The sequence below is a fragment of the Agromyces lapidis genome (genome assembly GCF_009749405.1).
Lineage (GTDB): Bacteria > Actinomycetota > Actinomycetes > Actinomycetales > Microbacteriaceae > Agromyces > Agromyces lapidis.
Genome location: NZ_WBIQ01000001.1, coordinates 243266 through 263128 on the forward strand (window position 1 = coordinate 243266; position 19863 = coordinate 263128).

Here is a 19863-nt window from a genome sequence, read left to right on the forward strand (position 1 = left end):
CGGAGACCTCGGGTTCCGACGGAAACGCTCGGCGACCACACCAATCGAAAGGACAGCAGATGGAACTCACCGGAGCATCGGCGCTCGTCACCGGAGGCGCCTCGGGACTCGGGCGCGCGACGGCACGCGCGCTCATCGAGGGCGGCGCCGCCGTCGTGCTCGTCGACCTGCCCGGGCCGCGCGGCGAGGAGGCGGCGGCCGAACTCGGCGATCGCGCTCGCTTCGTCGCGGCCGACGTCGCCAACGAGGCCGAGGTGCAGGCCGCGGTCGAGGCCGCCTCTGCGCTCGGGTCGCTGCGCGTCGCGGTGAACTGCGCCGGCATCGCGACCGGCAACCGCACCGTCGGGCGCGAGGGCCCCGCCCCGCTCGACGTGTTCGAGCGTACGATCCGCGTGAATCTCATCGGCACGTTCAACGTGGCCCGTCTCGCGGCGGCCGCGATGGCGGCGACCGAGCCGTCGACGGGCAGCGTGCCTGGTGGACCCGAGACGCCCGAGCGCGGCGTCATCGTCAACACCGCCTCCGTCGCGGCCTTCGACGGGCAGATCGGCCAGGCCGCCTACTCGGCCTCGAAGGGCGGCGTCGCGGCCATGACCCTGCCGCTCGCGCGTGACCTCTCGAAGCTGCTGATCCGCGTCGTCACGATCGCCCCCGGCATCTTCGAGACGCCGATGATGGCCTCGATGGCGCAGGAGGTGCAGGACTCCCTCGCCGCCCAGATCCCGCACCCCTCGCGGTTCGGCTCGCCCGCCGAGTATGCCGCACTCGTGCGTTCGATCATCGCGAACCCGATGCTGAACGGCGAGACGATCCGGCTCGACGGCGCGATCCGGATGGGGCCGAAGTAGGCGCCTCCGACGGTGCGGGCCGTCACGCGCCGACGAGTCGCAGGAGGATTCGCGCGACACGCGGGCGCCCGCACGTCCGAGGCGGTCTCATCCTGCGACCCGTCGTGGGCTCGGCCGCCGGCTGAACGAACGGATGCCTCGGGGCCGACGATCGATCGATCGCCGGCCCCGAGGCATCCACGGTTCGAACGCCGGGCTGCGCTCAGCCCTCGGCCCGGCGCGGGCTGCGGTTGCCCGGGAAGTCGAGCGTGCCGCGTCCGCCGCCTCGCACCGCCTTGATGATCCCGTCGATCGAGTCCCAGGCGCAGATGGCGGCGACGCCCCCGATGAAGAGCACCGACAGCACGCGCTCGGCATCGGCGTCGAGGTACGGGTCGATCGCCGCGAGGAATTCGGGGCTGAGCAGCATCCCCTCGACGAAGAGCCAGATGACCGGGATCGCGAACGCGGCACTCAGGGCGACGTTCACGAGGGCGTTGGCCCAGTTCCAGTCGCTGCGGTAGATCCAGACGGCGAACGCCGCCTCGAGCGCGATGAGCACGAAGAGGTACGGCAGCCAGAACGACCACAGCTCGGGAGCGAGCAGCGGCACTGCGGAGCGTTCGCCACCGATCCAGAGGACGCCGAACTGCTGCCACACGAGCAACCCGGCGGCGATCGCGAGCCAGACGAGGCTCGCGATGAGGTCGCTCCGCCGATGCGGGCGGCGTACCTCGGGCAGCTGCGGGAGCTGGTCGGGCGTCCAGCCGAGCAGCTTGTCGGCGCTGCCGACGGCGCCGGTGTCGTAGCGCTCGATCAGCGCGAAGACGAGCGTCACCCAGAACGCGAGGTGCACGGCGACGGTGAGACCGGTGGTGACCACCGTGCCGACGATCTCCCAGCCGCCGCCCGAGAGCACGAGGCCGAGCGCGGTGGCGGCCGCGACGGTCGCGGGGACGAACGACTCGAGGAAGATCAGAAGGCGCTTCCAGACGAGGAAGTAGCGCGGACCGATCAGCATGAGCGGGCGGTCGCTGTAGCTCGCGGCGAGCACGGCGGGGTGCCCGAGCTCGACGAGTGCGTCGTGCTCGGCGGTCTCGGGCGTCGAGGCACCCGAGTCGACGCGGGCGTCGATCGTGTCGGCGATGCGCTCGGCGAGGTCGCGGGAGAGCTCCTCGCGCTGCGCTGCGGGAAGGCTCCGGGTGGCCGCGAAGAGGTAGCGGTCGGTGAGCTCGGTCATCATTCGTCTCCGGTCGTGAGTCCGGCGAGGGCATCGTCGATGCGTCGCCAGTCGGTCATGAGTGCGTCGGCGAGCAGCTCGCCGCTGGGGCTCGTGCGGTAGAACTTGCGGGGCCGGGCCTCGTCGGTGTTCCACTCGCTCGTGAGGAGCGCCTGCTTCTCGAGCCGACGCAGCAGCGGGTAGAGCGTGTTCGCGTCGACGAGGATGCCGAGGCCGTTCAGCGACTCGAGCAGGGCATAGCCGTAGTCGGGTGTGCGCAGCCGGATCAGGCAGGCGAGCACGACGGTGCCGCGGCGCAGCTCTTGCAGGTGCCCGGCGGTCGTCTCATCGGTGTTCATGGGGCACACGATACTGTGTGTCACACACTAATGCAAGAGGAACTTCATTGTCCCCGACGTTCATTGCTCGGCGTGCGCCTCCAGGAACTCGTAGACCGAGGCGTCGTCGACCCCGGGGAACGTGCCCGACGGCAGCGGCGAGAGCACATGCGCGTGCAGGCGCGCACTCGGCCAGGCGCGGCCGGCCCAGCGCTCGGCGAGCTCGGACGGGGCGCTGCGGCAGCACGACTCGTCGGGGCAGGTCGAGACCGCCCGGAGGGTCGTCTCGCGCCCGCGGAACCACTTCGCCTGCGCGAAGGGCACGCCGACCGTGATCGAGAACTCCGCGGCATCCGTTCGGCCGGTCTGGGTCGCGCACCAGAAGGTGCCGGCCGGGGTGTCGGTGTACTGGTAGTTCTCGGTCGTGCGGTTCGTGTGCGCGAAGGCGGTGCGTGCGCTCCACTTCTTGCACACCCATTGGCCCTCGATCGAGCCCGTGACATCGGTCGGCAGCGGCAGGCCGTCGTTCTCGTAGCCCTTGAGCAGCGCCCCGTCGCCCGCCACCCTGAGGAAGTGCAGGGTCATGTCGAGGTGCGAGGTGGCGAGATTCGTGAAGCGCAGCGCCGCGGCCTCATGGGTGACGCCGAACGCGTCGCGGAAGTCCTCGATCGCGAGCCGCTTCTCCTTCTTCGCCTCCTGGAGGAATGCGACCGAGGCGTCCTGCGGCATGAGGCATGCGGCGGCGAAGTAGTTGATCTCCAGTCGCTGCCAGAGGAACTCGGTGTAGCTGGCCGGGGGAGTGTGGCCGAGCAGGCGGTGCGCCATCGCCTGCAGTGCCATCGAGCGCAGGCCGTGCCCACCGGGGATCGACGCGGGCGGCAGGTAGATGCGGCCGTTCGAGAGGTCGCTGATCGACCGCGTCGAGTCGGGCAGGTCGTCGACGTAGAAGAGCTGGAAGCCGAGCCGCTCGGCCATGACGCTCACCTCGCGGTGGGTCAGCGCGCCCGAGCGGTGACCCGAGGCGCGCACCTGCTCTTCGGCGAGGGTCTCGATCTCGGGCAGGAAGTTGGCGCGCTCGCGCATGCGCTCGCGGAGCTCGGTGTTCGCGCGTCGTGCCTCTTCGGGGGTCGCGATCGCCTCGGTCGCCCGCCGCTGGAGTTCGCGATGGAGGCCCACGACCGCCTCGAGCGTCTCGTCGGTGATGCCGCGCGAGGCCTTGATCTGCGGCAGGCCGAGGCTCGCGTAGAGGTGGCCCGACTGGGCTCGGCCGAGCTCGAGCTCGAGGGCGGCGCGCCGGCTCGGCGCCTCGCGCGAGAGCAGCTCGGCGAGCTCGACGTCGAGCGCGGCGGCGAGGGCGTCGAGGGTCGAGAGCTTCGGCTCGCGCTTGCCGTTCTCGATGAGCGAGAGCTGGCTGCCGGCCATGCCGACGGCCTCGCCGAGTTGGTCGAGTGTGAGCCCGCGCTCGCCGCGGAAGTGGCGGATGCGATGGCCGAGGGTCGCGAGGTCGGAGGAGCCTGCCTTCATGCCTTAAGAATATCGAAAGATCGCTGGTTCTTAACTGGCGATTTGGTCGGTGGGATGCCACGAAACGGCGCATTCTGGAAACACGAACTCCTCCGGCGCCCGCCGGGAACCCACTGGAAGGGACGACGATGACCATCTCCGAGTTCTCGATCGGCACCGAGGCATCCGACTCTGCAGCGCCGGCTCGGCGCGGAACGACCGACGCGGCCCTGCGCGCCTGGGTCGACGAGATCGCAGGGCTCACCAAGCCCGACGAGATCGTCTGGTGCGATGGCTCGCAGCACGAGGCCGACCTGCTCGAGAAGCAGCTCGTCGCCGAGGGCAAGCTCATCAAGCTGAACCCCGAGTGGCGCCCCAACAGCTACCTCGCGCGCACCGACCCCTCCGATGTCGCGCGCGTCGAGGACCGCACCTTCATCTGCTCGACGTACGAAGAGGACGCGGGCCCCACGAACAACTGGCGCGACCCGCGCGAGATGCGCACCGAGCTCACCGAGGTCTTCGACGGCTCGATGAAGGGCCGCACGATGTACGTCGTGCCGTTCTCGATGGGCCCGCTCGGCGGCCCCATCTCGCAGCTCGGCGTCGAGATCACCGATTCGCCCTACGTCGTGCTCTCGATGGGCATCATGACCCGCATGGGCGACGCCGTCTACCGTCTCATCGAGGCCGGCGAGCCGTGGGTGCGCACCGTGCACTCGGTCGGCTACCCGCTGGTCGACGGCGTCGGCCACCGCCGCGCCGAGATCGAGTGGCCCTGCAACGACACCAAGTACATCGTGCAGTTCCCCGACTCGCGCGAGATCTGGTCGTTCGGGTCGGGCTACGGCGGCAACGCGCTCCTCGCGAAGAAGTGCTTCGCGCTGCGCATCGCGAGCGTCATGGCGCGTGACGAGGGCTGGCTCGCCGAGCACATGCTGCTCATCAAGATCACCTCGCCCGAGGGCAAGTCGTACCACGTGGCGGCGGCATTCCCGTCGGCGTGCGGCAAGACGAACCTCGCGATGCTGCGCCCGACGATCCCCGGCTGGACGGTCGAGACGATCGGCGACGACATCGCCTGGATGCGCCCCGGCGAGGACGGCCGCCTCTACGCGATCAACCCCGAGGCCGGCTTCTTCGGCGTCGCACCGGGCACCGGCGAGACCACGAACCCGACGGCCGTGCAGACCCTCTGGGGCAACACGATCTTCACGAACGTGGCGCTCCGCCCCGACGGCGACGTCTGGTGGGAGGGTCTGACCGACGAGATCCCCGAGGAGCTCACGGACTGGCAGGGCAACCCCTGGACGCCCGCGTCCGGACGCCCCGCCGCGCACCCGAACTCGCGCTTCACGGTCGCCGCAGCGCAATGCCCGCAGATCTCCGACGACTGGGACGCCCACGACGGCGTGCCGATCGACGCGATCCTCTTCGGCGGCCGCCGCGCGACGAACGTGCCGCTCGTCGCCGAGGCGCGCTCGTGGAAGCACGGCGTCTTCATGGGTGCGACCATCTCGTCGGAGAAGACGGCGGCCGCCGAGGGCACCGTCGGCGAGCTGCGCCGCGACCCCTTCGCGATGCTGCCCTTCTGCGGCTACAACATGGCCGACTACTGGGGCCACTGGGTGAAGATGGGTCGCATCCTCGGCACCAACGCACCGAAGATCTTCCAGGTCAACTGGTTCCGCAAGGGCGCCGACGGCTCGTTCCTCTGGCCGGGCTTCGGCGAGAACTCGCGCGTGCTCGAGTGGATCGTGGGTCGCGTCGAGGGCACCGCCGACACGGTGGAGACGCCGATCGGCCTGCTCCCCGCTTCCGACTCCCTCGACCTCGACGGCCTCGACATCACCGACGAGGCGCTCGAACAGCTCTTCGACGTCGACCGCGACTCGTGGCTCGCCGAGTGCGAGCTCACCGACGAGTACTTCGAGCAGTTCGGCGACCGGGTGCCCGCGGCGCTCAAGGCCGAGCTCGCGAGCCTGCGCTACCACCTCGAGCACTCCTCGGCGCCGGTCGCCGAGTAGCACGCTCCGGAACCGCCCGCGAAGGGGCGGATGCCTCCCACCCCGCTCCGGCGGGTGGGCCCGGCATCCGCCCCTTCGCCGTGACCGGCTCCGCGCCACGCGGGCGGCATCGGCCCCGAGACGCCGCGTCGGGGCTAGCGTGTGCGGCAGGAGGGCGCCATGGAGTTCGGCCAGATCATCACGCGGGCGGGCGAGGTCATCGACGTCATCGGCGTCATCGCGATCGTCGTCGGCGTGCTCTACGCGATGGTAGACGCCGCGATCCGGCGGATCCGCCACCTCGGGCCGGTCTACGAGCGGTTCCGCCGCGTGCTCGGTCGAGGCATCCTGATCGGCCTCGAGCTGCTCGTCGCAGCCGACATCATCCGCACGGTGGCCGTGACGCCGACGCTCGAGTCGGTCGGCGTGCTCGGGCTCATCGTGCTGATCAGGACCTTCCTCAGCTGGTCGCTCGCGGTCGAGGTCACCGGGCGGTGGCCGTGGCAGCGGCCGCCCACCGCAGCCGACGACGGGGTCGACGTCGACGGTGCCGGGCGGGCGGCCGCCCCGTCGCGATAGCGCGGCCGACGGGAACCTCGCGTGGAAGCTCCAGAAGAGACTCACCGGAAGGCGCGTTTCGTCGTCGTGCTGCCGCTCTCGCCGCTCGTCGCAGGCGACGAGTTCACCGTCGCGCAGTGGCCGCTGCACGTGACCCTCGTCGAGCCGTTCGCCACCGAGCTCGACGCCGAGGTGCTCTGCGGGGCGCTCGCGGTGGTCGCGAGGGAACCCGGCCGGCGGCCGATCTCGGTCGCCGTCGGCGACGATGCGATGTTCGGGCCGCGGCGCGACATCCTCGTCTCGCTCGTGCGCGACGGTGGCGAGATCGCCGCCCTCCGCGGCCGTGCGATCGCGCAGCTCCGCGCCGCCGGGGTCGATCTCGTCCGGCCTCGGCCCGACTTCCGGCCGCACGTGACGGCGAAGCGGCACGGACGGGTGCTGCGCGGCGACCGTCTCGAGCTCGGCACCCTCGCCCTCGTCCGGCTCAGGCCGCCGGAGACCTCGCACCACGGCCGGATCCTCGGATCCTGGCCGCTCGGCGCGCCGCCGACGGTCTGAGCCCGAACGGGCGGTCGACGTCGGAGCTCAGCCGACGGTGTGCGGGTCGTCGAGGTGCCCGAGCAGGCGCAGCAGCGCGGCGGGGGCGTAGCGGAACTCGATCGTGCCGCTCGCGCCGGCCTTGCTCGGGCCGATCCAGGTGCTCGAGCCCTCGTGCATGCGCACCCAGCCGTTCTCGAAGAGGAGGTCGGTGCCGATGACGAACGCCATCGCGGGGGTGTCGCCCTGGCGCACGGCGATCGAGCCCTCGAAGGTCTGCGACGAGGTGGCGTCGACGTCGGCGCGGCACTGCACGCCGACGAGCGGACGCACGAGCGGAGCGGCGAAGCCCGGCGTCTGGAACGGGCTCTGCTTCGCCGCGTCGGCGACGACGCCGAAGTTGACGCTCGTCGATACGAGGCTGAGCTCGGCCTGGCCGTCGAGCACGAGTCGGCTCGCGGCGCTGAACCGGTAGAACAGGCGGCCGGCCTCCCGGGCGGGCGGCAGCACCGCGAGGCTCGCCCAGTTGCGCGACCAGGCGAGGGGGCCGCCGGAGCGGTTCGGACGGTCGTAGACGCTCGCGGTGAGGCGCACCGCGCCGTCGGGGCGGGTCGTGGCGGCGTGCAGCGAGCTGCGACCGCGATCATCGGCCGGCATCACATCGCGCACGGCGGTGAATGCCGGCAGCTGCAGCGGCTCCCAGTGGCGCAGCCACCCCTGGATGCCGGACTGCACCCGGTCGAAGGAGTTGCCGAGGCCGGAGCGACGGGTCGTGGTGGCGTCGCCGGCGTCGGGCAGTTCGTCGATGAGCTCGACGGGCAGTTCGTCGAAGCGGCTGAGGTCGCGCGCGTCCGTCATGGTCGCGATGGTCATGATGGGTCCTCCGTGGGGCATGGGCCTGTGGCATCCATTGCCGGATGCGGGTTCCCACGCTATGGACGACGCATCGCGGATCCATCCGAGCGAGCACTGAGGTTCACTCGGGTCAGCACTGAGTGCCGGATGCCCCGTGGCGGAGACCACGGGGCATCGCGCGTCAGGCTCGGTGGGCCTCAGACCAGCAGCTGGTGCTCGGCGAGCTCGCGGTAGAGCGGCACGGCGTCGACGAGCTCGGCGTGCGTGCCCTCGCCGACGACCCGTCCGTCGTCGAGCACGACGATGCGGTCGGAGTCGATCACGGTGGAGAGCCGGTGCGCGATCACGATCAGCGTGCGGCCGGCTGCGACCGCGTCGATCGCCTCGCGCATCATGCGCTCGTTGACGCCGTCGAGCGAGGAGGTCGACTCGTCGAGCAGCAGGATCGGGGGCGCGGCGAGGAGCGCCCGGGCGATCGCCAGGCGCTGGCGTTCGCCACCCGACAGCATGATGCCGTCGTCGCCGACGGCCGCGCCGAGCCCGGCCGCGTCGCGGTCGAGCACCGCACCGAGGTTGACCGCCCGCAGCACGTGCTCGCACTCGGCGTCGGTCGCGTCGGGAGAGCCGAGCAGCAGGTTGTCGCGCAGGGTGCCGGCGAGCACGGGTGCGTCCTGTTCGACGTAGCCGATCTGGGCCCGCAGCTCGGTGCGGTCGAGCGCACGGAGGTCGAGCCCGCCCATGCGGACCGCGCCGACCGACGGGTCGTAGAACCGCTCGATGAGCGCGAGGATGGTCGACTTGCCGGCACCCGACGGCCCGACGAGCGCGATGCGGCGGCCGCGCGGCACCTCGAACGAGACGCCGCGCAGCACGGGCTGGCGCTCGGTGACGTTCGGCTCGGGCAGGTGCTCGTCGGGGGAGTCGTTCGCGGGGTCGGCCGGGTCCTGCTGGGTCGACGCGTAGGCGAAGTGCACGTCGTCGAAGGCGATGGCCGGTGCGTCGGGCAGGAGGCCCTCGTTGGCGTCGCCGACGATGAGCGCTCGCGGGGCGAGCTCGCGGTCGTGCGCGTCCTCGTCGGGGAGGTCGAGGATCTCCTGGATGCGGCCGAGGGCGCCGAGCGCCTGGTTGACCGAGGTGATCGCGCCGAACGCCTGTCCGAGCGGCAGGATCATCATGAAGAGGAACAGGATGAACGCGACGAGGTTCGCCACGGTGATCGCTCCGGACGCCACGCGGTACCCGCCGACGCCGAGCACCACGAGGAACGACACCTGCATCGCGATGCCCGCGATCGGCACGATGAGTGCCGAGATCTTCGCGACCTGCACGCCCATGCGCCATGCGCCCTCGGCCTCGGCCTCGACGGCGGCGACCTCGCGCTCGGTGGCGCCGGCGGCGCGGATCGTGCGCACCGCCCCGATGGCCCGCTCGACCGAGGCGGCGACGTCGCCGACCTTCGCCTGGGCGGCGTGCGAGGCCTCGCGCACCCGCTGCGAGAGCAGCGTCACGGTCGTGATCGCGATGACGACGACGAGCACGGTGAGGCCGAGCAGCACCGGGTCGATGATGAGCATGGCGATGAGGGCGCCGACGAAGGTGACGGTGCCGCCGACCGCTTCGACGAGGCCCTGAGTGAGCACGGCGCGCAGCATCGTCGTGTCGCTGCCGACGCGCGAGACGAGGTCGCCGGTGCGGCGGGTGTCGAATTCGGCGATCGGCAGGTGCAGCAGCTTGTGGATGAGCCGCTTGCGGCTCGAGAGCACGACGCCCTCGCCGGTGCGCTGCAGCAGGTAGTGCTGGTAGCCCGAGATCACGCCGCTCACGACGACGAGCGCGACGAGCGCCCAGACGATGCCGCCGAGCGGCTCGCTCGCCTCGACGACGTTGATGACCTGGCTGACGAGCAGCGGCTGGGCGAGGCTCGCGAATGCGCCGACGACCGAGAGCACGGCGACCCAGATGAGCACCGGTCGGTGCTCGAAGATGAACGGCAGCAACTGCCGGAAGGTCGCGCGGGGACCGGCCGGCTGCTCGCCGCTGCGGCGGGCGAAGGGGGAGGTGCGACGGCTGGACGGGGTGCGACGCGCGGTGCGCGCGTTGCGTTCGTCGCGGCGGGTTCGGGGCTCGCTGGTGCTCATGCTCACTTTCCTGACGAGAAGGGCGATCGGATGCCTCGCGCCCCCGCCGCTCGCATCATCGCCGCATTGCAGCCTACGCGCCTCAGCTGCGGCCGTACTTCTCGTGCACCGCCTGCTTCGATCAAGGGCCGCGGACGACGAGGGGCGGATGCCACGTGGCATCCGCCCCTCGAACCGGCGAACCGCTACAGCACCGCCGAGGACTCGAGCCCGGCCTCGTCGAAGTCGACGTCGCGGGTCTCCTTCGAGACGAGCAGCGCGATGAGCGTGAGGACGCCCATGACCGAGAGGTAGACGCCCACCCAGAACGGGCTGCCGCCGCCGGCCTGCCACAGGGCGACCGCGATGAAGGGTGCGACCGCGGCGCCGAGGATCGACGAGACGTTGTACGAGATACCCGAGCCCGTGTAGCGCACGTTCGTGGGGAACAGCTCGGGCAGCAGCGCGCCCATCGGGCCGAAGGTCATGCCCATGAGCGAGAAGCCGACGACGAGCCAGGCCATGACGCCGACGAAGCCGGCGCCGAGCAGCGGCACCCAGGCGAGGCCGAACACGATGATGCCGATCGTGACCCAGATGAGCGTCTTGCGACGGCCCCAGCGGTCGGCCCACGGGCCCGACAGCAGGGTGAAGATGCCGAAGAACACGACGCCGCCGATCAGCATGAGCACGAAGGTGTTGTACGAGTAGCCGAGGCCGGGGAGGGCCCCGTCGGCCGGCTCGACCGCCGCGCGACCGTAGCTCAGCGAGAACGTCGTCATCAGGTAGAAGAGCACGTACGTCGCGAGCATGAAGAAGGTGCCGAGGATGAGCTGCTTCCAGTAGTGCTTGAAGACGCTCGCGAGCGGCAGGCGCGTGAGCTTGCCGCGCTTCGAGGCCGACTGGAACGCCGTCGACTCGACGAGGCGCAGGCGCACCCAGAGGCCGACGGCCACCATCACGATGGAGAAGAGGAACGGGATGCGCCAGCCCCAGTCGAGGAACGCCTGCGAGGGCATCGTCGGGTCGTCGGAGGGCAGCAGCGCCGCGATGATGAGGAAGAGGCCGTTCGCGATGATGAAGCCGATCGGCGCGCCGAGCTGCGGGAAGGTGCCGTACCAGGCGCGCTTGCCGGCCGGCGCGTTCTCGGTCGCCACGAGCGCCGCCCCCGACCACTCGCCGCCGAGCGCGAAGCCCTGCGCGATGCGCAGGATCACAAGCAGGAGGGGTGCGAGCCAGCCGACGGCTTCGTAGGTCGGCAGCGCGCCGATGAGGAAGGTCGCGATGCCCATCGTGAGGAGGGCGCCGACGAGCGTCGCCTTGCGGCCGTGCTTATCGCCCAGATGGCCGAACACGATCGCGCCGAGCGGGCGGGCGACCATCGCCGCGCCGAACACGGCGAATGACGAGAGGAGCGCGGTCGTCGGGTCGCCCGTCGGGAAGAACAGGTGAGGGAAGACGAGCACGGCGGCGGTCGCGTAGACGTAGAAGTCGTAGAACTCGATCGTCGTGCCGATGAGGCTCGCGAGGATCACACGGCTGCGCGGATTGGCCGGGGCGGTCGGGGTGATGGAAGCGGCCGGGGCCGCGGGGGAAGCTGACATCGCTGGCGAAGACTCCAGGGTTGCGTACGGCGCTGCGCTCGGGCACGTCGGTCTGGCGTCTGGCCGTGAGGCAGTGGGTGGAATCGTCGCTTGTGGCAACCCACCTACACTACGCTCGCCTCACGCCGCGACCCCGCGAGATGGGGGCGAACGTGCGACGAACGGTACGGATGCTGCGACGAACGGCGGGTGCTCCGAAACAGCGGATGCCCCGAGCCGCTTCGGCTCGGGGCATCCTGCATCGTTCGTGGTCGGACTACCGCCAGATGACCGCGATGGCCGCGTTGAGGGCCGTGAGCAGGCCGATCGACCAGAAGATCGCGGGCGGGACGGTGCCGTGTTTGCGCTGGCGCCCCATGCCGATGCCGATGAGCGCGCCGATCGCGATGAGCACGACCAGCTTGATGCCGATCTTCATGTAGTTCATGTCGTACTCGATGCCCCACGGCGCCGCGAGCGCGAGGCCGGCGACGCCCGCGATGAGGAGCCCGTAGTTCATGAGGCGGGTCACCTGGTAGCGGCGGTTCACCGCCTCGACGACCCAGGCGCCGAAGAGCACGGCGAAACCGATGAGGTGGATGAACACGACGACGTGGCGGAGGGTCTCCATGCTGCCGAGTGTAACCGGTTCTACGCCGCGTCGAAGTCGAATTCAGCGCGGCGGTCGGTCAGAGCGCGCGCAGCACGCGCGCGGTCGCGATCGCCGCTTCGGCGGCCTCGCGGCCCTTGTCCTCCTTCGAGCCCGGCAGGCCGGCGCGGTCGAGGCCCTGCTGCTCGTCGTCGAGGGTGAGCACACCGAACCCGACGGGCTTGCCCGTGTCGAGTGCGACCCGGGTGAGCCCGTCGGTCGCGGCCGCCGACACGTATTCGAAGTGCGGCGTGCCGCCGCGGATGATGACGCCGAGCGCCACGACCGCGTCGGCGCCGGCCTCGAGCGCGGCCTTCGCGACGACCGGCAGTTCGAAGCTGCCGGGCACCCGCACGAGCTCGAACTCGGCGCCCGCCGCCTCGAGGGTGCGGGTCGCGCCCGCGATGAGGCCGTTCGAGATCTCGTCGTGCCAGAGCCCTGCGACGATGACGACGCGGAGGCCGGAGCCGTCGATGTCGAGGGTGGGCGAGCCGTGACCGCTCATGATGCGTGTCCTTCCAGGAGGGTTTCAGCGGCTGCGTCCGCGAGCTGCTGGTCTTCGATGGCGTGCCCCATGCGGCGGCGCTTGGTGTCGAGGTAACCGGTGTTGACGCTGCCGACGCCGACGACGAGCGGCAGCCGCTCGACGACCTCGATGCCGTGCGACTCGAGCTGGCGCACCTTCTCGGGGTTGTTGGTCAGCAGGCGCACGCGCTCGACGTCGAGGTCGGCGAGGATCGCCGACGCCGCGGTGTAGTCGCGCGCGTCGATCGGCAGGCCGAGGGCGACGTTCGCGTCGAGGGTGTCGAGCCCGTCCTCCTGCAGGCGGTACGCCCGCAGCTTGTTGATGAGCCCGATGCCGCGGCCCTCGTGGCCGCGCAGGTAGATCACGACGCCGCCGCGGCGCTGGATCTCTTCGAGGGCGGCGTCGAGCTGCGGCCCGCACTCGCACTTCAGCGACCCGAAGGCCTCGCCGGTGAGGCACTCGGAGTGCACGCGCACGACCGCGCCCTGCTCGTCGGCGCCGGGATCGCCGACGATGATCGCGACGTGGTCGGCGCCCGTGCCGCGGTCGCGGTACGCCCGCACGCGGAAGTCGCCGTGCTCGGTCGGCAGCATCGTCTCGACCTCGAAGGCGACCGGCGACGACTCGGGCACGGTGGCGGCGACGGCGCCGGGGAGCGGCTCGCCGTCGTGCTGCCGGCGCAGCCACTCGACGAGGGCGGCGACCGTCGTCACCGGCAGGCCCTCGCGCTCGCCGAGGGCGATGAGCCCGGGCAGGCGCATCATCTCGCCGTCGTCCTCGACGAGTTCGCCGATGACGCCGACGGGCGAGAGGCCCGCGAGCCGCATGAGGTCGACTGCGGCCTCGGTGTGGCCCGCGCGCTCGCGCACGCCGCCGTCGACCGCGCGCAGCGGGATAACGTGGCCCGGGCGGACGAGCCGTTCGGGGGTCGCGTCGGGGTCTGCCAGCACGCGCAGGGTGTGCGCGCGGTCGGCGGCGCTGATGCCCGTCGAGACGCGGTCGGCCGCGTCGACCGAGATCGTGTACGCCGTGCCGCGGGCGTCTTCGTTGCGTTCGACCATGAGCGGCAGCTCGAGCCGGTCGGCGACGTCGTTCGGCATGGGCGCGCAGAGGTAGCCGCTCGTGCGGCGCACCATCCAGGCGATCCACTCCTGCGTCGCGAACTCGGCGGCCATGATCGCGTCGCCCTCGTTCTCACGGGCTTCGTCGTCGGCGACGATGACCGGCTTGCCCGCACGGAGCGCGTCGAGCACCTCGGGGATCGTGGCGAGGCTCATGCGAGACCTCCGTTCGTCGTGGGCACGGAGGACGGCAGCGTGCGGTGCTCCTCGAAGCGCAGCATCCGCGCCACCTGCCGGGCGAGGATGTCGGTCTCGATGTTCACCAGGTCGCCGACCGCGCGCTCGCCGAGGGTCGTCGCCGCGAGCGTCTCGGGGATGAGTGACACTTCGAACCAGTCGCCGTCGCCGTCGTCGTCGACGCCGACGGCGCTCACCGTGAGCGAGACGCCGTCGACGGCGATCGAGCCCTTGTCGACGACGAGCGGCGCGTGCTCGGGGTCGAGCGAGAAGCGGATGACCCGCCAGGCCTCGCCCGGCCGGATCTCGAGCACGCGGGCGGTGCCGTCGATGTGACCCTGCACGATGTGCCCGCCGATGCGATCTCCGACCTTCGTCGCCCGTTCGAGGTTCACCGCGAGGCCCTCGCCCGCCGCGTCGAGGGTCGACATCGCGAGGGTCTGCGCCATGACGTCGGCGGTGAAGCCCTGCGCGTCGAAGTCGACGACGGTGAGGCAGACGCCCGACACCGCGATCGAGTCGCCGTGCTTCACGCCCTCGACGGCGAGCGGCCCGTGCACCGTCAGCCTCGCGGCGTCGGCGGTGCGCTCGACGCGCGTGATGCGTCCGAGCTCCTCGATGATTCCGGTGAACATGTCAGTCTCTCTCATCTCTGGTGGTCGAGTGCCGGTGCGCGACGAGCAGCACGTCGTCGCCGAGCCGCTCGACGGCGGCGAATTCGAAGCGGAGGGCGTCGGCGATCGTCGGGACACCGAGCTCGCCCAGGGCGAGCATCGGGCCGCCGAGGAGCGCGGGGGCGAGGTAGACGAGCAGCTCGTCGACGAGGCCGGCGGCGATGAAGGCGCTCGCGAGGGTTGGTCCGCCCTCGACGAAGAGCGAGCGGATGCCCCGCCGCTGCAGCTCTTCGAGGTCGCGGGCGAGCTCGGCGCCCGTCACGAACAGGGGTGCGTGCGGGTGTGCGTGCACGGCGGCGTCGGCCGGCACGGGGCGGCGCCCGAAGACGACGGGCACGGGCTGGCGATCGAGCAGTCGGCCCGCGTCGTCGCGCGCGGTGAGCGCGGGGTCGTCGGCGAGCACGGTGCCCGTGCCGACCGCGATCGCGTCGGCCGCGGTGCGGCGGCGATGCACGTCGCTGCGGGCGGCCGCGCCCGTGATCCACCGGCTCGTGCCGTCGGTCGCGGCGGCCCGGCCATCGAGGCTCGACGCCCACTTGACGGTGACGTGCGGGCGGCGGTGGCGGGCGGCGAACAGCCAGTCGTCGAGAAGCGCCTCGACCTCGTCGGCGAGCACGCCGCCCGTGACCTCGACCCCGGAGTCGCGGAGGCGCACGGCGCCGCCCGAGGAGTGGTCGCCCGGGTCGCCGACCGCGTACACGACGCGTGCGATGCCGGCCTCGATGAGGGCGAGCGCGCACGGCCCGGTGCGGCCCGTGTGGTTGCAGGGCTCGAGGGTGACGACGACCGTCGCGCCGGCGGCGGCGCCCCGCGCGAGCTGCGACAGCGCGTCGACCTCGGCGTGCGCGGTGCCCGCGCCACGGTGCCAGCCCTCGGCGAGCACGTCGCCCGCGGGCGAGAGGATGACGCAGCCGACGCGCGGGTTCACCCCGGCGGCAGGGCCCTGCTCGGCGAGTTCGAGCGCGCGGCGCATCGCAGTGGCATCCGCTGCGTGCTGCGCAGCCGCCTGGTGGTCAGCGCTCGCCATTCCTCGTCCTCGTGTCCAAGGCTCCGGGAATGCTCGGCTGGTGCACGGTGTCGCCACCGTGCCGTCGGCGGCGCACGGCGCAGCCGACACGTGCCGCCTCCCATCCGGACTTTCACCGTCGGTACCGGAATTCCACCGGTTCAACCGTGCACATTCGATCTCGCGATCGAACGCGCCCGGCTCGCGGACTGTCACCGCCGGCTCGGAATTACACCGACCCCGGAGCACGTTTCTCGTGTCGATTGTAGGTCAACGCACGGGAGGCCGCCCTATTCCCGCGTCGCGGAGGCCTGGGGGCCGCCGTCGAGCGGTCGAGGGCGCGGTGGCTCGGCGGGTCGCGTCAGTCGGCGGGCGACTCGACGAGCGCCCGTGCCGTGCCCTCGTCGACGATGAGATCGGTGATGAGCCCGGCGGCGAGCGCGCCGCGGAGGCCCGCGAGCTTCGCGCGACCCGAGACGACGCAGATGCGCCGCGGCGCGCGCCGCAGCGTCGCGAAGTCGGGGCCGGTCGCGCGTTCGTTCAGCGCGATGCCGTCGGTCGAGCCGTCGGCGCGATAGAACACGGTCGCGACGTCGCCGACCGCGCCGTCCCTGCTGAGGCCCTCGTAGTCGGCCCGCTCGAGGTAGCCGCCCTGGTAGACGTGGCTCGGCACCTCGGCGAACGGCGAGCCGATGCCGAAGAGGGCGAGGTCGAGCCGGCCCTGCAGGTCGAGCAGGCGCTGCGTCGAGCGTTCGCGCCAGAAGGCCTGCTTCGTGGCCGGGTCGTCGAAGAACGCGGGCACCGGGAACTGCTGCACGCGCGCGCCGAACGCGTCGCCGAAGCGGCGCAGCAGCTCGCTCGCGTACACGATGCCGGTCGTGCGCAGGTTGCCGGCGCCGTTCAGCTGCACGATCTCGGAGTTGTGCGTCGCCTTCGGTACGAGGTGCCGGCTCATCGCGCCCATCGTCGATCCCCAGGCGAGGCCCACGGTGAGGTTGGAGTCGATGAAGCGGCCGAGAATCCGTGCAGCCGAGAGCGCGACGCGGTCGAGCCGGTCGACGTCGCTCGCGTGGTCGGGCACCGGGATGACGTGCGCCTGCACCTCGAAGCGCTCGAGGATCTCGTGCTCGATGCGGCTCGGCAGGTCGAGGGGGGAGTGGATGGAGATCTCGACGAGCCCGCTCGCGCGGGCGTGGCTGAGCAGCCGAGACACCGAGGAACGCGAGGTGTGCAGCTCGTGCGCGATCGCGTCCATCGTGAGGTCCTGCATGTAGTACAGGTGCGCCGCACGCAGCGCGTCGCGGGTCTTGCCCGGCACCGCCTCGTCGACGTCGATCGTCGCGAGGATCTCCTTGTCGATCATGGCTCCCACTCTGCACATATGTTCACGCGGCTTGCAAGTTCGTGCTGGCGTGTTCACGATGTATTCATCCACACCCGGCAGGCTCATGCAAGCCCGTCACTTCCGAGAGGACAGCGATGTCAACGCAATCGACGAACCAGCACCGCCCGGAGCACCACGGCGGCGCTCCGTCGACCCGGGAGGAGATCGCAGCCCTCCGCGCCCGCCCCGAGGCATCCGTGCTCGTGATCGGCGCCGGCATCAACGGCATCGCGACCTTCCGCGACCTCGCCCTGCAGGGCGTCGACGTCGTGCTCGTCGAGCGCGGCGACTTCGTCTCCGGCGCCTCGTCGGCGTCGTCGCACATGATCCACGGCGGCATCCGCTACCTCGAGAACGGCGAGTTCCGCCTCGTCAAGGAATCGGTCGAGGAGCGCAACGGCCTCATCCGCATCGCGCCGCACTACGTGAGGCCGCTCGAGACCACCGTGCCGATCTTCTCGACCTTCTCGGGCATCCTCTCCGCGCCCCTGCGCTTCCTCACCCACAAGTCGGGCAAGCCCACCGAGCGCGGCGCCGCGCTCATCAAGGCCGGCCTCACGATCTACGACTCCTTCTCGCGCGACGGCGGCTCCGTGCCGCGCCACCGCTTCCACGGCCGCAAGCGATCGCTGGCCGAGCTGCCCGACCTGAACCCGGGCGTGAAGTACACCGCCACCTACTACGACGCGAGCATGCACGACCCCGAGCGCCTCGCCCTCGATGTGCTCTTCGACGGGCTCGCGGCAGGCCCGCACGCCCGTGCCGCGAACTACCTCGAGGCGATCGGCCACGACGCCGCCGGGGTGCGGCTGCGCGACACGACCACGGGGGAGGAGTTCTCGATCGCGGCCGAGGTCGTCGTGAACACCTCGGGCCCCTGGACCGACCTCACGAACGCGGGACTCGGCAACGAGACCCGATTCATGGGCGGCACCAAGGGATCGCACATCGTGCTCGACCACCCCGAACTGCACGCCGCCACCGCCGGGCGCGAGATCTTCTTCGAGCACGAGGACGGGCGCATCGTGCTGATCTACCCGCTCAAGGGCAAGGTCATGGTCGGCACGACCGACCTCGAGCACGACATGCGCGAGCCCGCGATCTGCACCGAGCAGGAGGTCGACTACTTCTTCGACCTCATCGCGCACGTTTTCCCAAGCGTCGCCGTCGACCGCTCGCAGATCGTCTACCGCTTCTCGGGCGTTCGCCCGCTGCCGCACCACGACGAGACCCAGCCGGGCTTCGTCTCCCGCGACTACCGCATCGAGCGGGCGGATGCCACGGGCCGCCCCGGCACGACGGTGCTGAGCCTCGTCGGCGGCAAGTGGACCACCTTCCGGGCGCTCGCCGAGCACCTCTCCGACGAGGTGCTCGCGCTCATCGGTGCGTCGCGCACCGTGTCGACGAAGGGCCTCGCGATCGGCGGCGGCGCGGGCTACCCCGCGAACGACGACGCCCGTCGCGTCTGGCTGGTGTCGCACGGCGACGAGGTCGGCCGACTCCGCGCCGACGAGCTGCTCGAACGCTACGGCACCCGCGCCGCCGCCTTCCTCGCCGAGGTCGAGGGCGAGGGCGAGCAGGACGAGCCGCTCGCGCACCACACCGGCTACAGCCGCCAGGAGATCCTCTGGCTCGTGCGGGGCGAGCGCGTCGTGCACCTGCAGGACCTGGTGCTGCGGCGCACGAGCATCGCGTTCACGGGTGCGCTGACCGCCGAACTCCTCGTCGAGCTCGCCGAGCTCGCGGGTGCCGCGCTCGGGTGGAGCGCGGAGCGTCGCGCCGAGGAGATCGCGGCGACCCGCACGCTGATGGCCGAGCGCCACGGCGTCGCGATCGGCGAACTCGTACCCACCGCGTAAGCGCACCGCCCGAGGCGGGCCGTTCCTCCCGAGACGGGCCGCTCCTCGTCTCCGATGGCGAATCTGCACGGATGTGCACCCGGAAACGCCGGGTACCGGCCATTTCGGCGGATACGTTTCATCGGGGCCGATCGGCTCGCTCTCTCAGAAAGAAGGTCAACGTGGACAATCTCGGTCTCGTGTTCCTGTCGGAAGTCGTCGGCACGGCGATGCTCGTCCTGCTCGGCTGCGGTGTCGTCGCGAACGTCGCCCTCGCGAAGAACAAGGGCTTCGGCGGCGGGTTCCTCATGGTCAACATCGGCTGGGGCCTCGCGGTCTTCGCCGGCGTCATCGTGTCGTACGCCTCGGGCGCGCACCTGAACCCGGCCGTCACGCTCGGCCTCGTCGCGAACGGCGCCACCGAGTTCGGCTCGGGAGTCCCGGTCAACGCGCTCTCGGTGCTCACCTACATCGGCGCCCAGATGATCGGTGCGTTCCTCGGCGCGATCTTCTGCTGGCTCGCATACAAGCAGCACTTCGACGCCGAGCCCGAGGCCGCCAACAAGCTCGGTGTGTTCTCGACCGGTCCGGCGATCCGCTCGTACGGCTGGAACCTCGTCACCGAGATCATCGGCACCTTCGTGCTCGTGTTCGTCATCATCGGCTTCACGAACGGCGGCACGCCCGCCGAGCTCGGCGCGATCCCCGTCGCGTTCCTCGTGATCGCGATCGGCGCCTCGCTCGGTGGTCCGACGGGCTACGCGATCAACCCGGCCCGTGACCTCGGTCCGCGCATCGCGCACGCCATCCTGCCGATCAAGGGCAAGGGCGGCAGCGACTGGTCGTACTCGTGGGTGCCGGTCGTCGGACCCATCATCGGCGGCGTGCTCGCCGGCCTCGCGGCAGGCCCGCTGCTCCCGATCCTCGTCTAGCCCGAGGCATCCA

Annotated in this window: 18 protein-coding genes and 1 riboswitch; of the genes, 6 read left to right on the forward strand and 12 right to left on the reverse strand. The window is 71.2% G+C overall.

Features of this window, described 5'->3' with window-relative positions; translation table 11 throughout:
• The first annotated feature begins 59 nt into the window (after positions 1-59).
• Positions 60-848 carry an SDR family NAD(P)-dependent oxidoreductase gene (locus GQQ93_RS01120; RefSeq protein WP_157422377.1) on the forward strand — a complete coding sequence of 263 codons (789 nt, stop codon included), beginning with the start codon at positions 60-62 and terminating at the stop codon, positions 846-848.
• Between the two features lie 202 nt (positions 849-1050).
• On the opposite strand, the gene GQQ93_RS01125 is transcribed toward GQQ93_RS01120, so the two are convergent.
• The 3 genes from GQQ93_RS01125 to GQQ93_RS01135 are packed head-to-tail and all read right to left on the reverse strand — an operon-like array spanning position 1051 to position 3908.
• Positions 1051-2067, reverse strand: coding sequence for a permease prefix domain 1-containing protein (locus GQQ93_RS01125; RefSeq protein ID WP_157422378.1), 1017 nt, complete (start codon positions 2065-2067; stop codon positions 1051-1053).
• Positions 2067-2405, reverse strand: a complete 339-nt coding sequence (locus GQQ93_RS01130) for a PadR family transcriptional regulator (protein WP_157422379.1) — start codon at positions 2403-2405, stop codon at positions 2067-2069. The genes GQQ93_RS01125 and GQQ93_RS01130 overlap by 1 nt, the downstream gene beginning before the upstream one ends.
• Before the next feature lie 60 nt (positions 2406-2465).
• Entirely contained in the window at positions 2466-3908 is a 1443-nt protein-coding gene (locus tag GQQ93_RS01135) for a helix-turn-helix domain-containing protein (protein ID WP_157422380.1), read from the reverse strand.
• A gap of 128 nt (positions 3909-4036) precedes the next feature.
• Between GQQ93_RS01135 and GQQ93_RS01140 the strand changes: the two genes are divergently transcribed.
• From GQQ93_RS01140 to GQQ93_RS01150, 3 genes are all read left to right on the forward strand, one after another.
• Positions 4037-5914: a phosphoenolpyruvate carboxykinase (GTP) gene (locus GQQ93_RS01140; RefSeq protein WP_157422381.1), complete on the forward strand. Its 1878-nt coding sequence runs from the start codon at positions 4037-4039 to the stop codon at positions 5912-5914.
• Between the two features lie 159 nt (positions 5915-6073).
• A complete protein-coding gene (locus GQQ93_RS01145; RefSeq protein ID WP_157422382.1) occupies positions 6074-6472 on the forward strand; it encodes a DUF1622 domain-containing protein in 399 nt (132 codons plus the stop codon).
• 21 nt (positions 6473-6493) lie between these two features.
• A complete protein-coding gene (locus tag GQQ93_RS01150; protein WP_157422383.1) occupies positions 6494-7009 on the forward strand; it encodes a 2'-5' RNA ligase family protein in 516 nt (171 codons plus the stop codon).
• Positions 7010-7036: 27 nt separating this feature from the next.
• On the opposite strand, the gene GQQ93_RS01155 is transcribed toward GQQ93_RS01150, so the two are convergent.
• The 9 genes from GQQ93_RS01155 to GQQ93_RS01195 all read right to left on the reverse strand — a co-directional run bounded on the left by GQQ93_RS01155 (position 7037) and on the right by GQQ93_RS01195 (position 17059).
• Positions 7037-7861 (reverse strand): hypothetical protein, encoded by an 825-nt coding sequence (locus GQQ93_RS01155; protein ID WP_157422384.1) that lies wholly within the window; start codon positions 7859-7861, stop codon positions 7037-7039.
• Between the two features lie 179 nt (positions 7862-8040).
• Positions 8041-9981 (reverse strand): ABC transporter ATP-binding protein, encoded by a 1941-nt coding sequence (locus tag GQQ93_RS01160; protein ID WP_157422385.1) that lies wholly within the window; start codon positions 9979-9981, stop codon positions 8041-8043.
• 185 nt (positions 9982-10166) lie between these two features.
• Positions 10167-11564 (reverse strand): MFS transporter, encoded by a 1398-nt coding sequence (locus GQQ93_RS01165; RefSeq protein WP_157422386.1) that lies wholly within the window; start codon positions 11562-11564, stop codon positions 10167-10169.
• Positions 11565-11820: 256 nt separating this feature from the next.
• A complete protein-coding gene (locus GQQ93_RS01170) occupies positions 11821-12174 on the reverse strand; it encodes a Fe-S protein (protein ID WP_157422387.1) in 354 nt (117 codons plus the stop codon).
• 58 nt (positions 12175-12232) lie between these two features.
• Positions 12233-12697 carry a 6,7-dimethyl-8-ribityllumazine synthase gene (gene ribH, locus GQQ93_RS01175; protein WP_157422388.1) on the reverse strand — a complete coding sequence of 155 codons (465 nt, stop codon included), beginning with the start codon at positions 12695-12697 and terminating at the stop codon, positions 12233-12235.
• Positions 12694-13995, reverse strand: coding sequence for a GTP cyclohydrolase II (ribA, locus tag GQQ93_RS01180; RefSeq protein WP_157422389.1), 1302 nt, complete (start codon positions 13993-13995; stop codon positions 12694-12696). Before ribA ends, ribH begins: the two co-directional genes overlap by 4 nt.
• Positions 13992-14651, reverse strand: a complete 660-nt coding sequence (locus tag GQQ93_RS01185; protein WP_157422390.1) for a riboflavin synthase — start codon at positions 14649-14651, stop codon at positions 13992-13994. Before GQQ93_RS01185 ends, ribA begins: the two co-directional genes overlap by 4 nt.
• Before the next feature lies 1 nt (position 14652).
• Positions 14653-15717: a bifunctional diaminohydroxyphosphoribosylaminopyrimidine deaminase/5-amino-6-(5-phosphoribosylamino)uracil reductase RibD gene (ribD, locus tag GQQ93_RS01190; protein ID WP_246191985.1), complete on the reverse strand. Its 1065-nt coding sequence runs from the start codon at positions 15715-15717 to the stop codon at positions 14653-14655.
• 86 nt (positions 15718-15803) lie between these two features.
• Positions 15804-15949: riboswitch (FMN riboswitch) on the reverse strand.
• Positions 15950-16057: 108 nt separating this feature from the next.
• Positions 16058-17059, reverse strand: coding sequence for a sugar-binding transcriptional regulator (locus tag GQQ93_RS01195; RefSeq protein ID WP_157422391.1), 1002 nt, complete (start codon positions 17057-17059; stop codon positions 16058-16060).
• A 116-nt stretch (positions 17060-17175) separates the two neighbouring features.
• Here GQQ93_RS01195 and GQQ93_RS01200 point away from each other — a divergent pair, with 116 nt between their 5' ends.
• Together GQQ93_RS01200 and GQQ93_RS01205 are read left to right on the forward strand one after the other, a co-directional pair.
• Positions 17176-18939 carry a glycerol-3-phosphate dehydrogenase/oxidase gene (locus tag GQQ93_RS01200; protein ID WP_157422392.1) on the forward strand — a complete coding sequence of 588 codons (1764 nt, stop codon included), beginning with the start codon at positions 17176-17178 and terminating at the stop codon, positions 18937-18939.
• A gap of 161 nt (positions 18940-19100) precedes the next feature.
• The gene (locus GQQ93_RS01205) at positions 19101-19850 is read left to right on the forward strand and encodes an MIP/aquaporin family protein (protein ID WP_281349863.1); all 750 of its coding nucleotides are present in this window, start codon (positions 19101-19103) and stop codon (positions 19848-19850) included.
• Positions 19851-19863: the final 13 nt, after the last annotated feature.

Excerpts from the sequence above, each read along its gene's own strand:
- GQQ93_RS01135 (WP_157422380.1), bottom strand. The coding sequence starts at position 3,908 with ATGAAGGCAGGCTCCTCCGACCTCGCGACCCTCGGCCATCGCATCCGC.
- GQQ93_RS01145 (WP_157422382.1), top strand. The coding sequence starts at position 6,074 with ATGGAGTTCGGCCAGATCATCACGCGGGCGGGCGAGGTCATCGACGTC.
- GQQ93_RS01160 (WP_157422385.1), bottom strand. The coding sequence starts at position 9,981 with ATGAGCACCAGCGAGCCCCGAACCCGCCGCGACGAACGCAACGCGCGC.
- ribH (WP_157422388.1), bottom strand. The coding sequence starts at position 12,697 with ATGAGCGGTCACGGCTCGCCCACCCTCGACATCGACGGCTCCGGCCTC.
- GQQ93_RS01130 (WP_157422379.1), bottom strand. The coding sequence starts at position 2,405 with ATGAACACCGATGAGACGACCGCCGGGCACCTGCAAGAGCTGCGCCGC.
- GQQ93_RS01170 (WP_157422387.1), bottom strand. The coding sequence starts at position 12,174 with ATGGAGACCCTCCGCCACGTCGTCGTGTTCATCCACCTCATCGGTTTC.
- GQQ93_RS01185 (WP_157422390.1), bottom strand. The coding sequence starts at position 14,651 with ATGTTCACCGGAATCATCGAGGAGCTCGGACGCATCACGCGCGTCGAG.
- GQQ93_RS01125 (WP_157422378.1), bottom strand. The coding sequence starts at position 2,067 with ATGACCGAGCTCACCGACCGCTACCTCTTCGCGGCCACCCGGAGCCTT.
- GQQ93_RS01120 (WP_157422377.1), top strand. The coding sequence starts at position 60 with ATGGAACTCACCGGAGCATCGGCGCTCGTCACCGGAGGCGCCTCGGGA.
- ribD (WP_246191985.1), bottom strand. The coding sequence starts at position 15,717 with ATGGCGAGCGCTGACCACCAGGCGGCTGCGCAGCACGCAGCGGATGCC.
- ribA (WP_157422389.1), bottom strand. The coding sequence starts at position 13,995 with ATGAGCCTCGCCACGATCCCCGAGGTGCTCGACGCGCTCCGTGCGGGC.
- GQQ93_RS01140 (WP_157422381.1), top strand. The coding sequence starts at position 4,037 with ATGACCATCTCCGAGTTCTCGATCGGCACCGAGGCATCCGACTCTGCA.
- GQQ93_RS01155 (WP_157422384.1), bottom strand. The coding sequence starts at position 7,861 with ATGACCATCGCGACCATGACGGACGCGCGCGACCTCAGCCGCTTCGAC.
- GQQ93_RS01165 (WP_157422386.1), bottom strand. The coding sequence starts at position 11,564 with ATGTCAGCTTCCCCCGCGGCCCCGGCCGCTTCCATCACCCCGACCGCC.
- GQQ93_RS01200 (WP_157422392.1), top strand. The coding sequence starts at position 17,176 with ATGTCAACGCAATCGACGAACCAGCACCGCCCGGAGCACCACGGCGGC.
- GQQ93_RS01195 (WP_157422391.1), bottom strand. The coding sequence starts at position 17,059 with ATGATCGACAAGGAGATCCTCGCGACGATCGACGTCGACGAGGCGGTG.